At 68.3% G+C, this 11,783-nt stretch carries 12 protein-coding genes and 2 tRNA genes; 5 read left to right on the forward strand and 9 right to left on the reverse strand.

Going from position 1 to position 11,783, the window contains the following annotated elements:
- Positions 1 to 60: 60 nt before the first annotated feature.
- Positions 61 to 1,959 (forward strand): Stk1 family PASTA domain-containing Ser/Thr kinase, encoded by a 1,899-nt coding sequence (gene pknB / locus B2284_RS10000; RefSeq protein ID WP_006944625.1) that lies wholly within the window; start codon positions 61 to 63, stop codon positions 1,957 to 1,959.
- A 90-nt stretch (positions 1,960 to 2,049) separates the two neighbouring features.
- Here the strand turns inward: pknB and B2284_RS10005 are convergent, their stop codons facing one another.
- Both B2284_RS10005 and B2284_RS10010 read right to left on the reverse strand, forming a co-directional pair.
- Complete coding sequence (locus B2284_RS10005) at positions 2,050 to 2,685, reverse strand: aminodeoxychorismate/anthranilate synthase component II (protein ID WP_006944795.1); 636 nt, start codon at positions 2,683 to 2,685, stop codon at positions 2,050 to 2,052.
- Between the two features lie 150 nt (positions 2,686 to 2,835).
- Positions 2,836 to 3,687 carry a DUF881 domain-containing protein gene (locus tag B2284_RS10010; RefSeq protein ID WP_240742476.1) on the reverse strand — a complete coding sequence of 284 codons (852 nt, stop codon included), beginning with the start codon at positions 3,685 to 3,687 and terminating at the stop codon, positions 2,836 to 2,838.
- Positions 3,688 to 3,779: 92 nt separating this feature from the next.
- Here B2284_RS10010 and B2284_RS10015 point away from each other — a divergent pair, with 92 nt between their 5' ends.
- Complete coding sequence (locus B2284_RS10015; protein ID WP_006944615.1) at positions 3,780 to 4,016, forward strand: cell division protein CrgA; 237 nt, start codon at positions 3,780 to 3,782, stop codon at positions 4,014 to 4,016.
- 593 nt (positions 4,017 to 4,609) lie between these two features.
- Here the strand turns inward: B2284_RS10015 and B2284_RS10020 are convergent.
- Positions 4,610 to 5,545, reverse strand: coding sequence for a rhomboid family intramembrane serine protease (locus tag B2284_RS10020; protein WP_006944690.1), 936 nt, complete (start codon positions 5,543 to 5,545; stop codon positions 4,610 to 4,612).
- 143 nt (positions 5,546 to 5,688) lie between these two features.
- Entirely contained in the window at positions 5,689 to 6,207 is a 519-nt protein-coding gene (locus tag B2284_RS10025; protein WP_074045839.1) for a peptidylprolyl isomerase, read from the reverse strand.
- A 171-nt stretch (positions 6,208 to 6,378) separates the two neighbouring features.
- On the opposite strand from B2284_RS10025, the gene B2284_RS10030 reads away from it, so the two are divergent.
- From B2284_RS10030 to B2284_RS10040, 3 genes are all read left to right on the forward strand, one after another.
- Positions 6,379 to 7,536, forward strand: coding sequence for a hypothetical protein (locus B2284_RS10030; RefSeq protein WP_074045838.1), 1,158 nt, complete (start codon positions 6,379 to 6,381; stop codon positions 7,534 to 7,536).
- Positions 7,537 to 7,847: 311 nt separating this feature from the next.
- Entirely contained in the window at positions 7,848 to 8,495 is a 648-nt protein-coding gene (locus B2284_RS10035) for an SDR family oxidoreductase (protein WP_074045837.1), read from the forward strand.
- A gap of 83 nt (positions 8,496 to 8,578) precedes the next feature.
- A complete protein-coding gene (locus B2284_RS10040; protein WP_006944737.1) occupies positions 8,579 to 9,139 on the forward strand; it encodes an NYN domain-containing protein in 561 nt (186 codons plus the stop codon).
- A 75-nt stretch (positions 9,140 to 9,214) separates the two neighbouring features.
- Here B2284_RS10040 and B2284_RS10045 read toward each other — a convergent pair.
- The 5 genes from B2284_RS10045 to B2284_RS10065 all read right to left on the reverse strand — a co-directional run.
- A tRNA-Ala gene (locus B2284_RS10045) sits at positions 9,215 to 9,287 on the reverse strand.
- Positions 9,288 to 9,296: 9 nt separating this feature from the next.
- Positions 9,297 to 9,443 (reverse strand): hypothetical protein, encoded by a 147-nt coding sequence (locus tag B2284_RS10050; protein ID WP_006944753.1) that lies wholly within the window; start codon positions 9,441 to 9,443, stop codon positions 9,297 to 9,299.
- 31 nt (positions 9,444 to 9,474) lie between these two features.
- Positions 9,475 to 9,551, reverse strand: a tRNA-Ile gene (locus B2284_RS10055).
- 211 nt (positions 9,552 to 9,762) lie between these two features.
- Positions 9,763 to 10,254 (reverse strand): DUF3566 domain-containing protein, encoded by a 492-nt coding sequence (locus B2284_RS10060; protein ID WP_286697438.1) that lies wholly within the window; start codon positions 10,252 to 10,254, stop codon positions 9,763 to 9,765.
- The coding region (locus B2284_RS10065) for a DNA gyrase C-terminal beta-propeller domain-containing protein (RefSeq protein WP_286697439.1) at positions 10,251 to 11,783 on the reverse strand (1,533 nt) is incomplete at its 5' end. The genes B2284_RS10060 and B2284_RS10065, both read right to left, overlap by 4 nt.

Below are 11,783 nucleotides of genomic sequence, written 5' to 3' on the forward strand. Positions count from 1 at the left end.
TCTGCGGCGCTCCACGGCCGCCGCGCACCGCCCCATCCCGACCCTCGCGAAGGACATCTCATGAGCGCGACACCACGCATCCTCGGTGGCCGCTACGAAGTCGGCGAACTCGTCGGCCGCGGTGGCATGGCCGACGTCCACGCCGGCCACGACACGCGCCTCGGACGCCCCGTCGCCATCAAGATCCTGCGATCGGACCTCGCGCGCGACCCCAGCTTCCTGCAACGCTTCCGCCGCGAGGCGCAGGCGTCCGCCGGGCTCAACCACGCCAACATCGTCGCCGTCTACGACTCGGGTGAGGACACCTTCGTCGAAGCGGCGGGCGGCACCGTCGACATCCCCTACATCGTCATGGAGTTCGTCGACGGGCAGACGCTGCGCGAGATCCTCAACGAGGAGAAGAAGGTCAGCGCTGACGAGGCCTGCCGCATCATGATGGGCGTCCTGTCAGCCCTCGAGTACAGCCACTCGAAGGGCATCGTGCACCGCGACATCAAGCCTGGCAACGTCATGGTGACGCGCGGCGGTTCCGTCAAGGTCATGGACTTCGGCATCGCCCGCGCCCTCGCCGACGTCGGCGCGACGATGACGAGCGCCCAGGCCGTCGTCGGCACCGCCCGGTACCTGTCGCCCGAGCAGGCGCAAGGCCAGAGCGTCGACGCGCGCACCGACCTGTACTCCGCCGGCTGCGTCCTGTTCGAGCTGCTGACGGGGCGCGCACCGTTCGTCGGCGAGCCCGTCAGCCTCGTCTATCAGCACATCGGCGAACAGCCGCAACCCCCGTCGCTCTACGAGTCGTCGGTGTCGCCGGCGCTCGACGCGGTCGTGCTGCACTCGCTCGCGAAGGGGCGCGACGATCGCTACCAGAGCGCCGCCGACTTCCGCGCCGACGTCCTCGCCGCCCGCTCCGGCCAGCCGATCTCCGCTGCCGCGCAGGCGAGCACGGTGACGTCCGCCGACCACACGGAGGTCGTCGACTACCCGACGCGCCGCGCCGCGGCGACGGCGGCTGCCGCTGACTCGACGGCCGAACTCGACTCGCGCGAACCCAGCCGATCCCATGCCGGATGGTGGGCCCTCGCGGCCGTCGCAGCCCTCGCGGCCATCCTCGGCATCGGCTACTTGTTCATGCACTCGCCCAGCTCGCCGGAGAAGGTCACCGTCGCGAGCGTGCGCGGCATGACGTACGAGCAGGCCGCGAAGACGCTGTCGCCCGACTTCACCGTCACGAAGCGGGAGGTCGCCGACAACGCCGCGGAGAACACCGTCATCGACCAAGATCCGGCGGGCGGGACGGAGGCATCCCGACGTTCCGACGTGACACTCACCGTCTCCACGGGCCCCGACTCGGTCAAGGTGCCGAACGTCGTCGGTGACGCCGTCAACGAGGCGAAGGCGGCCCTTCTCGCCGCCGGCATCGACGAGAACCACATCAAGATCTCGCCGACGAAGAAGGACGACACCGGCCTCGACGCCGGCATCATCGCCGAGAGCAACCCGAAGGCAGGCGCATCACTCGGCACGTCGAGCGACATCACGCTCTACGAGAGCAGCGGCAAGGCCACCGTGCCCGACCTGGCGGGCAAGACGGCGTCGGAGGCGGCGCAGGCGCTGTACAAGGCGCACCTGTCGATCGACTCCAAGGACCAGGTCACCGACAGGCCCGACGAGGTCGGCAAGGTCGTCTACGTGCCCGACGCCGGCAAGAAGGTCAACAACGGCTCGTCCGTCACCGTCTACATCGGCAAGTCACCCGAAAAGACCGCGACGGCCACCGTGACGCAGCCGCCCTCGTCGTCAGCGGCCCCGTCGTCCAGTTCCGCGCCCGCGACGTCGCAGTCCCCCTCGTCGTCGACACAGTCGCCGTCGCCGTCGACGAGTCCGTCGTCGACGAGTCCGTCGTCGACATCGGACGGTAGCGCGATGACGCCGTCGCCGTCGCAGTCGTCGAGCAAGTGAGCTGACGAAGGAAGCCCCCGGCCCTGTGGATCGGGGGCTTTCCTCGTTCGAGAGCCGCTGGTGGGGCGCGGCGTTCGGGCTGTGTGCCGCTCAGGCGGTGCGCACGAGCGGTGCCATGCCGGCGCTGGCGGCGACGGCCGTCGTCGAACCGCACATCGCGAGCCAGTTGGCGAGCATGCGGTGGCCGCCGACCGTCATGACGGATTCGGGGTGGAACTGCACGCCGTGCAGCGGCAGGTCGCGGTGGTGGGCGGCCATGATGATGCCCGATTCGGTGCGGCCGTTGACGACGAGTTCGTCGGTGACGGTGGCCGGGTCGATCGTCAGCGAGTGGTAGCGCGTCGCGGTGAACGGATCGTCGAGCCCCTCGAGGACGCCCGTGCCGTCGTGGTGCACCTGCGACGTCTTGCCGTGGAGCAGTTCCGGCGCCCGACCGACGGTGCAGCCCGTCACGACGCCGAGCGCCTGGTGGCCGAGGCACACCCCCAACATCGGCTGGTTGCGCTCACCGCACGCCTCGATCATCGCCATGCTGACGCCGGCGTCCTCGGGCGTGCCGGGGCCGGGCGAGACGAGGACGCCGTCGAAGTCGGCGCCGTCCTTAGCGCTGATCGCGTCGTTGCGCACGACGGTCGTCTCGGCACCGAGCTGCTGGAGGTAGCCGACGATCGTGAAGACGAAGCTGTCGTAGTTGTCGACGACGAGGATGCGCGGCGAATCGGTCATGCGCGCCAGTCTAGGTGGGAGCCCCGACACCGCCGTCAGGATGGCTCAGGATGCCAGGTAACTCACGGGTCGGCGGGCAGTTTACGCGCCTACCCATGAGTCAGCCGCCATCCTGCCCGGGGTCAGGCTGCCGGCGCAGCGACACGGGCGTCACGGCTGGACGTGCGCGTGCTTCATCGTCACCGAGCCCGTGAAGGCGGGCAGCGTCGTGTTCTGGATGGCCTTGACGTTGTAGCCGAGCCCAACGAGGTCGACGTACTGCTTGTAGATCTTGACGGACTCGTCGGCCTCGAGCGCGGCCTGCAGCTTCACCGGGTCCCCGACGGCGGTGATCGTGAACGGCGGTGAGTACACGCGGCCCTGGAGGATGAGCGTGTTGCCGACGCAGCGCACGGCGCTTGTCGAGACGATGCGCTGATCCATGAGCTGGATGCCGCGAGCGCCGCCCTCCCACAGGGCGTTGACGACGGCCTGGACGTCCTGCTGGTGCACGACGAGCCAGTCCGGCGAACCGTCCTTCGGCAGCTCCTCGACCTTCTTCTTGCTGTCGTCGAGCGTCACGCTGATGGCCTGCCCGCTCAACGGTGCGAGACCCGCCGGATCCTGCGCCTTGTCGGCCTGCTTCGTCAGCGCCAACGCACGCGCCGCACCCGAATCCTTCTTCGCCGCAGCGAGCTGCGCCGCCTCGACGTCGGCGCGCAACGTCGCGACGTCCTCCTGCTTGGTCTTGACGCGCTGATCCGCGCGCCGCACGACATCAGCGAGATTGGTGGTGTCGGAGCGCAGATCCGTGCCGTTCGCCGCACGGGAACTGACCCCGAACATCGCCCCCGCGACGAGCAGCACGATCGGGACGGCGGCCTTCCACGCCAACGAGCCGCGACGGCGCGCGGGCGGCATCTCGTCGATCGGCAACGCGTCGCGCGCAGCGTCGTCGGTGGCGCGTTCGACGTGTGCGGGCGGCGTCGCAGACGGGTCGCGCTCGGAGTCGCGTTCACTCATGGGGTCGGCCTCCTTCACTCGACGCATCGCCCGGCCGGATCAACTAGGCTCTCACCCTAGTTGACGCACCGAACTCAGATGGGAGCCATGCCGTGGCCCGCAAGACCACCGACGCCACTCAGCGCGCCGCCGCCGGAGACGGCCTCAACCCCCGCTGGTGGCTGCCGGTCGCCCTCGGCCTCATGCTCGCCGGGCTCGCCTGGGTGATGGTCTACTACATCGCCAGCGGCACGACGAGCTACCCGATCCCCGGCATCGACGCCGGCAACATCGTCATCGGCTTCGCGGCCATCATGGTCGGCTTCGTCATGTTGACGCGCTGGAAGTGACGCCACCTTCTGTCCGCTGCTGACGCCCCGCCGAACCGAACGCCCGTTCCCTCGTGGGAACGGGCGTTCGTCTGTGTCTGCTCACTCGGGTTCGCTGCATCGTGGCCCCACGAGGTCACCGGGCGCCGCGCCGCAAGGCTGACGGTGCGGGCGTCGCCCTGCGGCCTGCAACCCACGACGTTGTCCCCAGACTTGTCCACAGCCTGTGTGTAGTTACACGCGTGTGGTTTTCCACACCTGGGGACAAACCTGTGGAAAACAGTGGACGGCCGGTGGACGAGCCGCTGTTTACGGTGGAAAACATGCCGCTGACGGTGGACGAACCACCCCACGGCTGGGGATGACGCTGCCCATCGCCCCCACCCCTTGGCACAGATCAGCGGCGTTCCGCGGGTTTTTCCCCACCCCAGCCGTGGAAACTGTGGACAACCATGTGGGTGACGGCTCGTCCTCACCGTCCCCAGGTGGTGCACCGCGTCATCCACAGCTAACGGCACACCATCCACAGGCAACTCATCCACACGCATCGTGGGGTGCCACCCGACGGCAGCACCCCACGAACGACGGGGGCCTCGTTCAGCCCACGGCGACGATCATCCGACGATGTGCGGCCAGCTGACACCCACGACCGAGAAGTCGACGTACGCAGCGGCGATGAGCGCCACCGCCAACGCGCCCAGCGCCGAGGCCTGCATCGCGACCGGGCGGCGCCGCAGCGCATACAGGACGAGCGCGCCGACGGCGCCGGCCACCGCACCGCCGAGGTGCGCCTGCCACGCCACGTTGGACGCCGTGAAACCGATGACGACGTTGATCGCGATCATCGTCATCATCGGCCCGATCTCCCGGCCGAGTCGGCGGTTGAACACGACGACAGCGAGGAAGAGCCCGAACACACCGCCGGAGGCGCCGACCAGCGGCGTCACCCACCCTGACGTCAGCAGATCGAGCTGTGACGACGGCGCCGTCATGATCTGGTAGACGACGGAGCCACCGAGCACGGAGAGCAGGTACAGCGCCCCGAAGCGCACACGACCGATGAGTGGTTCGAGGTACTGCCCCATGAAGTACAGCGCCATCATGTTGAACAGCAGGTGCATCGGGGTGCCGGTGTCGTGGGCGAACCCGCTCGTCAGGTAGCGCCACGGCTCGTCCCTCGCGAACACCGCGACGAACGACACGTCGCGGTACAGCGCGTCACTCGCCAGCTGCCCCAGCCACACGAGACAGCAGATCGCGATGATCCCGATCGTGACGACGGGTCGACCCTGCGCCGCCGCGCCCGTCGTCATGCCCAGGGACGAGCGGGTCGGCAACGTCGGGTTCGTCTTCCGTTCGGCCGCGACGCAGTCGACGCACTGGAACCCCACCGACGCGGGGATCTGGCAGCGCGGGCACGCCGGGCGACCGCAACGTTGACAGCGCGTGTAGGCAGCGGTGTTGGGGTGGCGCGGGCAGACGGGTACCGCGTCCGGCGCCTCGGAGGCGCCGAAGGCACCCGAGCCGGATCCGGCGGGCGGCTGCGTCATGTCGTCTCGTTTCGTCGGAGGCGTGCGGGAAGAAGGCGTGAGACCAAGGATGGCCCCGTCATGCTCGACGGGGCCATCTCGGCTGCGCTGGCTGACGAGGAGTCGTCAGCGGTACCTCCCGACTTGCGGCGGGAGGCGAGGTGTCACTCGGAGATCGTCACGCTCTCGATGACGACGGGCTCGAGCGGCTTGTCCTGGGCGCCGGTGGAGACGGCGGCGATCTCGTCGACGACCTTCTTCGACGCGTCGTCGGCGACCTCACCGAAGATCGTGTGCTTGCCCTGCAGCCAGGACGTGTCGGCGACGGTGATGAAGAACTGCGAGCCGTTCGTGCCCTTGCCCATGCGGGTACCCGCGTTGGCCATGGCCAGCATGTACGGCGATTTGAAGTTGAGCTCCGGCGAGATCTCATCGTCGAAGTTGTACCCCGGGCCGCCCATGCCGACGCCGAGCGGGCAGCCACCCTGGATCATGAAGCCGGGGATGATGCGGTGGAACGTCAGACCGTCGTAGTACGGCTGCGGGTTGGTGCGGCCCGCGTCGTCCTTGTACTCCTTGGTGCCCTTCGCCAGGCCGACGAAGTTGTCGACCGTCTTCGGCGCCTGGTTGGGGAACAGGTTGATGTTGATGTCACCGTGGTTGGTGTGCAGAGTCGCGATCATGTCTCCAGTGTTTCACGTGGAACACGACAGGTCATGATGAGGTCTCGGGCGTTCGCGCTCAGCGAAACGACCTCCCACAGCGTCCAATACCTCACAACCGGTTGGTAAGCCCCGCCCGAACAAGGCAGGATGAAGTCAAGAACTGCTGCCGACTGGAGAGGAAGACCAGCCATGCTGTGCAAGTCCGAACCCACCAAGTCCGAGAAGGCCAAGGGCGCCGCCCTCGCCGTCGCCGGTCTCGCTGCCGAGAAGGCCGTCGAGGCCAAGGTCAAGACGGAGAAGGACGTCGTGCCGACCCTCGTCGAGAAGGCCGAGGAAGCCCGCGACGTGATCGTCGAGAAGCTCGAAGAGGCCCGCGACGCTGCTGCGCCGCACGTCGAGGCAGCGACGGAGAAGGTCGCCGACAAGACCGCCGACCAGCGCGAAGCCGTCGCCGAGAAGGCCGGCGCTGCGAAGGCCGCCACCGTCGCCTCGCTCGCCGCCGTCGCCGACTCCGCCAAGGACGCTCGTGACGACGCACAGCAGAAGGGGAAGAAGGCTGCCAAGAAGGCAGACAAGAACTCCTCGCGCTTCATGAAGAAGGCTGACAAGAAGACGTCCAAGGCGTCGAAGAAGGCCGACAAGAAGGCCGGGGCCCTTGCTGCGCTCCTGGCCGCCAAGGCCGCCAAGGGCGAGAAGAAGGCCGTCAGCGCCTTCGGCCCGGGCGCCCGCGAGGACGTCGCGTACAAGGCCGCCGCCCTGCGGGGCCGCGCCGAGGCCGTCGCCGAGGACAAGGGCATCTCAGCCGACAACGCGCGCGACTTCTACAAGGACGAGCTGCTGCCGCACCTCAAGGAGATCCTCGCGACCGCTGCTGCCGCCGGCACCGCCGCGTCGCACAACGTCGTCGGCCAGCTGCCCGAGGGCGCACAGAAGCAGGTCGCGCAGTACGCGCCGGCCCTCGCGCCCAAGAAGAAGAAGGGCGGCTTCCTCATCACGCTCGGTGTCGCCGCTCTCGCGGGCGCCGGCTACCTCGTGTACGCCGACCAGCAGAAGAAGCGTGCGGCGGACGCTCGCCTCTCGGAGGCCGCCATCGCAGACTCCAAGACGGCTCGCGGTGACGAGATGACGATCAACAACCCCGTGACGAACTTGGCGAAGGCCGACGACACGACGATGGTGCGCCCGGCCGGTGTCGACACGCCGACTGCCGAGCCCGCCGGCGCCCCCGGCACGGCTGCGTCGTGGACCGACGCCGAGGCTTCGGGCCACATGACGACGGAAGGTCTCGAGGACCCGAGCGCGGGCGAGACGCGCAGCTCGCGTCGCGCGGCTCGCGACGACCACTGAGTTCGACGCTCCACCCCGACGCCAGGCCCCGTTGAGGGCCTCGCGATCGGGCACGACGAGGCGGCCATCCCGTACGGGATGGCCGCCTCGTCGTCTGCATGGCTGTCGCGCGTGTCGATCGTTCCCCAAACCGACAAGGCTCCCGTCCGGGCCTCTCGTGCTGGTCGGGGCCGTACGCGTCGCTACTCGTGACGACGTCACGAGCACCATGTCAGCGCTTGCTACCTCGCTGTACTCGATCTATTAGATACGCGTAGATGAAACCATCGAGACGGATCGACGCTTGATGCCCACAGGAGTAGTGTCGAGGCATGCGTATTGCTATTGCAGGAGGACATGGCCAGATCGCCCGGTTGCTCGGGCAGCGGTTGAGCGGCGAGGGCCACGACGTCGTCGGCCTCATCCGTACACCGGAGCAGGCGGACGACCTGCGCGCCGCGGGAATGGAGCCCGCCGTCATCTCACTCGAGGACGCCTCGGTCGACGACGTCGCCGAGGTCATCAACGGCTGCGACGCCGTCGTCTTCGCCGCGGGTGGCGGCCCGGAATCGGGTCGGGCGCGCAAGTGGAGCGTCGACCTCATGGGAGCGGTGCTGCTCGCCGACGCTGCGGAGCAGGCGGGCGTGCGACGCTACGTCATGGTGTCGTCGATCGGCTCCGACGCGCCGGAGAACGTCGACGCCGGCGTCTTCCAGGTCTACCTCTACGCCAAGGGCGGCGCGGATGCCGACCTGCGTACCCGCGACCTCGACTGGACCATCGTCCGCCCCGGAATGCTCACCGATGACGCGCCCACGGGCCAGGTGACGATCAACCCCGACCAGCAGCGTCAGCCCATCACGCGCGGCGACGTCGCCCACACGCTCGCGCAGGTGCTGACGAGCGGGCATGCCGTCCGAGAGACGTTCGTCGTCGTCAACGGCACGACGCCCGTCGACGAGGCGGTCGCGTCCCTCTGACTCTTCCCCGACGACGATGGGCCGGTGTTTCACGTGAAACACCGGCCCATCGTCGTCAGCCCAGCATGGACTAGGTTGGAGCCATGGCTCAGCGCACCACCTACCTCCTCATCGACGGCGAGAACATCGATGCCACGCTCGGCACCTCGATCCTCGGCCGCCGCCCCCACCCTGACGAGCGCCCGCGCTGGGACAGGCTACTCAAGTTCGCCCAGCGCCAGTGGCACCAGGACGCCAAGGGGCTGTTCTTCCTCGCGGCCAACGGCCCCGAGCTGCCGATGGCGTTCATCCAGGCCCTGACGGCGCTCGGCTACCAGCCAATACCTCTCTCCGGCGCGGAGGGCGAGAAGGTGGTCGACATGGCCATCCAGAAGACGCTGGACGCCCTCGTGACGCTGCAGGCCGACGTCATGCTCGTCAGCCACGACGGCGACTTCCTCCCGCAGCTCGAACCGCTGCTCGGCGGCTCCCGCAAGGTCGGGCTGATCGGCTTCAAGGAGTTCCGCAACGCCGGCTTCTCGCCCCTGGAGGCACAGGGCCTCGAGTTCTTCGACCTCGAGCACGACGTCAAGGCGTTCAACGCGACGCTGCCGCGCCTGCGCGTCATCCCGATCGACGAGTTCGACCCACTGGCCTTCCTCTGAGCGCTGCCCGCGCCGTCGCGGGCACCGGACGGCGAAGAGCCCCTCACGAATCCGTGGGGGGCTCTTCGTTCTCGGTGGAGGTAAGGGGACTCGAACCCCTAACCCCCTGCTTGCAAAGCAGGTGCGCTACCAATTGCGCCATACCCCCGAGGGTTTTTCAGCCAGGTTGTTCGGTGGCCGCCTGCGTGGCGGGCTCCTGCGTGGCCTTCGCCCACAGCTCCTTGCCCAGCTTCTGCTTCTGGTATTCGCTGTTCGCATACAGGGCGGCAGCGGCCGCAGCAGATGCGAGAAGTGCCTTGAACATGCGACTCCTTGGCGAAATCAAGGGGCAGTGGTGGTGGGCCTAACTGGACTTGAACCAGTGACCTCTGTCTTATCAGGACAGCGCTCTAACCGACTGAGCTATAGGCCCCTGCACCGCGTGCGTGCCGTTCACCTGCGTGATCAGCACGAGACGTAAGATTACCCACCGCAGGCGTGGCCCGCAAATCGCGGGCGGCGCCTTATCCCACCGCGTCGCCACGGGCCAGCTGCGACCCGCACCCACCAGCCTGGGCAGACGACGACGGGCCCGCCCCACCGTCGTGGAGGGCAGGCCCGTCGCGCGATTGCTCAGGCTGCGATCACTCGTCGCTCAACGTCAGCTGCACGCCGCCGACGAGGGAGGCGCAGATGTTGTAGAGGAACGCCGCCAGGGTGGCCAGCGCCGTCAGCAGCAGGATGTTGATGAACGAGATCACGATCGACAGGGACAGCACGCGGCTGAAGCCGACGTAGTCCATGAGGTCGAACTCCTTGCCCTGCGGCAGGAGCCCGAGCACCATCTCGTTGATCGACGAGAATACGCCCATCCCGTTGAGGATCATCCACAGCACGGCGATCAGCACGACCCCCGCGATGCCCGCAGCCACCGACAGCAGGAACGCCAGCTTGAGCACCGACAAAGGGTCGACCCGCTGCACGCGGAGCTTGGCCTGCCGGCCGCTGCCCGTGCCCGAGCCCGCCGCCGGGACGGAACCGCCCGACGTGGTGCGGACGGGCTCGCGCACCGCCGTGTCGTTCACGGCGTCCATCGACTGGGTGCGGTCGGATGCCGAGCTGCTCGAGCTGCTCACTGGTCGTCCTCCTGCGGGTCCTCGGCTGTGGTCGCGTCGTCGGACACGTCCGTCTCGTCGCTCTCCCCGGCCACGCTAGTGCCTGGGGACGGCTCCGTCGTGCTCGCAGCGCCGTCACCGGCGCCCGTGTCGGCGGTGTCCGAGGGGCCGTCGCCCGGCATACCGGCGTCGTCGTCACCCTCGGGGGCGAGCGCGCCCGCCTCCTCGAGCTCCTCCTCCGCGGCGCGCTCGACGTTGCGGGCCACGGCCACGATCGCGTCGTTCTTGCCCGGGTTGGCGAAGGTCACGCCCTGGGTGTTGCGGCCGGTGTAGCGGACCTCGTCGACGCGGGAGCGCACGATCCGGCCCTTCTCCATGACCAGCATGACCTCGTCCTCGGGGGACACGACCAGCGCACCGACGAGGTCGCCGCCACGGTCCGAGGCCTTGGCCACGAGCACACCGAGCGTCGCGCGGCCCTTGACGGGGTACTCCGACGAGAGCGTCCGCTTGGCCAGGCCGTTCTCGAACACCACGAAGACGTCCGGGTCGGTGCCGTCCTCGATGACGTTCATCGCCAGCAACGAGTCGCCGTCGCGGAACTTCATGCCCGTCACGCCCGAGGTCGAGCGACCCATCGGCCGCAGCGTGTCGTCGGTCGCCGTGAACCGCACCGACTGACCCTTGACCGACACGAGCAGCAGATCGTCAGCCGCCGACGCCAGCGAGGCGCCCACGAGCTCGTCCCCGTCGCGCAGGTTGATCGCGATGAGACCGCCGGAGCGGTTGGAGTCGTAGTCGTCCAGACGGGACTTCTTGACCAGGCCGTTGCGGGTGGCGAGGACGAGGTAGGGGACGTTGATGTAGTCCTGGATCGCCAGGACCTGCGCGATCTTCTCCCCCGGCTGGAAGGCCATGAGGTTGGCGACGTGCTGGCCCTTGGACTCGCGCGAGCCCTCCGGCAGCTCGTAGGCCTTGGCGCGGTAGACGCGACCGAGGTTGGTGAAGAAGAGCAACCAGTGGTGCGTCGTCGTCGTGAAGAAGTGCTCCACGATGTCGTCGCCACGCAGCGAGGCGCCACGCACACCCTTGCCACCGCGGTGCTGCGAGCGGTACTCACGGGTGACGGTGCGCTTGGCGTAACCACCACGCGTGATGGTGACGACCACGTCCTCCTCAGGGATCAGGTCCTCCATGGACATGTCGCCGTCGTAGGGGACGATCTCGGTGCGGCGGGCGTCGCCATACTTGTCGACCAGCTCGCCGAGCTCGTCCTTGATGATCTGCCGCTGCCGCTCGGGCTTGGCCAGGATGTCGGTGTAGTCGTCGATCAGGCGCTGCAGCTCGTCGTGCTGCTCCATGATCTTCTGCCGCTCGAGGGCGGCCAGACGACGCAGCTGCATGTCGAGGATCGCCGTGGCCTGGATCTCATCGATGTCCAGCAGGTCGATCAGCCCGTCGCGCGCCACCTCGACCGTGCGCGAGGCGCGGATCAGGGCGATGACCTCGTCGAGGGCGTCGAGGGCCTTGAGCAGGCCGCGCAGGATGTG

Origin of the sequence: Dermacoccus sp. UBA1591, from assembly GCF_002322065.1 — a bacterium.
Classification (GTDB): Bacteria; Actinomycetota; Actinomycetes; order Actinomycetales; family Dermatophilaceae; genus Dermacoccus; species Dermacoccus nishinomiyaensis.

What these genes read in the sequence shown, in the direction of transcription:
- B2284_RS10035 (WP_074045837.1), top strand. Translation starts at nt 7,848, where the DNA reads ATGCGTATTGCTATTGCAGGAGGACATGGCCAGATCGCCCGGTTGCTC.
- B2284_RS10005 (WP_006944795.1), bottom strand. Translation starts at nt 2,685, where the DNA reads ATGACCGATTCGCCGCGCATCCTCGTCGTCGACAACTACGACAGCTTC.
- pknB (WP_006944625.1), top strand. Translation starts at nt 61, where the DNA reads ATGAGCGCGACACCACGCATCCTCGGTGGCCGCTACGAAGTCGGCGAA.
- B2284_RS10010 (WP_240742476.1), bottom strand. Translation starts at nt 3,687, where the DNA reads ATGAGTGAACGCGACTCCGAGCGCGACCCGTCTGCGACGCCGCCCGCA.
- B2284_RS10030 (WP_074045838.1), top strand. Translation starts at nt 6,379, where the DNA reads ATGCTGTGCAAGTCCGAACCCACCAAGTCCGAGAAGGCCAAGGGCGCC.
- B2284_RS10025 (WP_074045839.1), bottom strand. Translation starts at nt 6,207, where the DNA reads ATGATCGCGACTCTGCACACCAACCACGGTGACATCAACATCAACCTG.
- B2284_RS10050 (WP_006944753.1), bottom strand. Translation starts at nt 9,443, where the DNA reads ATGTTCAAGGCACTTCTCGCATCTGCTGCGGCCGCTGCCGCCCTGTAT.
- B2284_RS10020 (WP_006944690.1), bottom strand. Translation starts at nt 5,545, where the DNA reads ATGACGCAGCCGCCCGCCGGATCCGGCTCGGGTGCCTTCGGCGCCTCC.
- B2284_RS10040 (WP_006944737.1), top strand. Translation starts at nt 8,579, where the DNA reads ATGGCTCAGCGCACCACCTACCTCCTCATCGACGGCGAGAACATCGAT.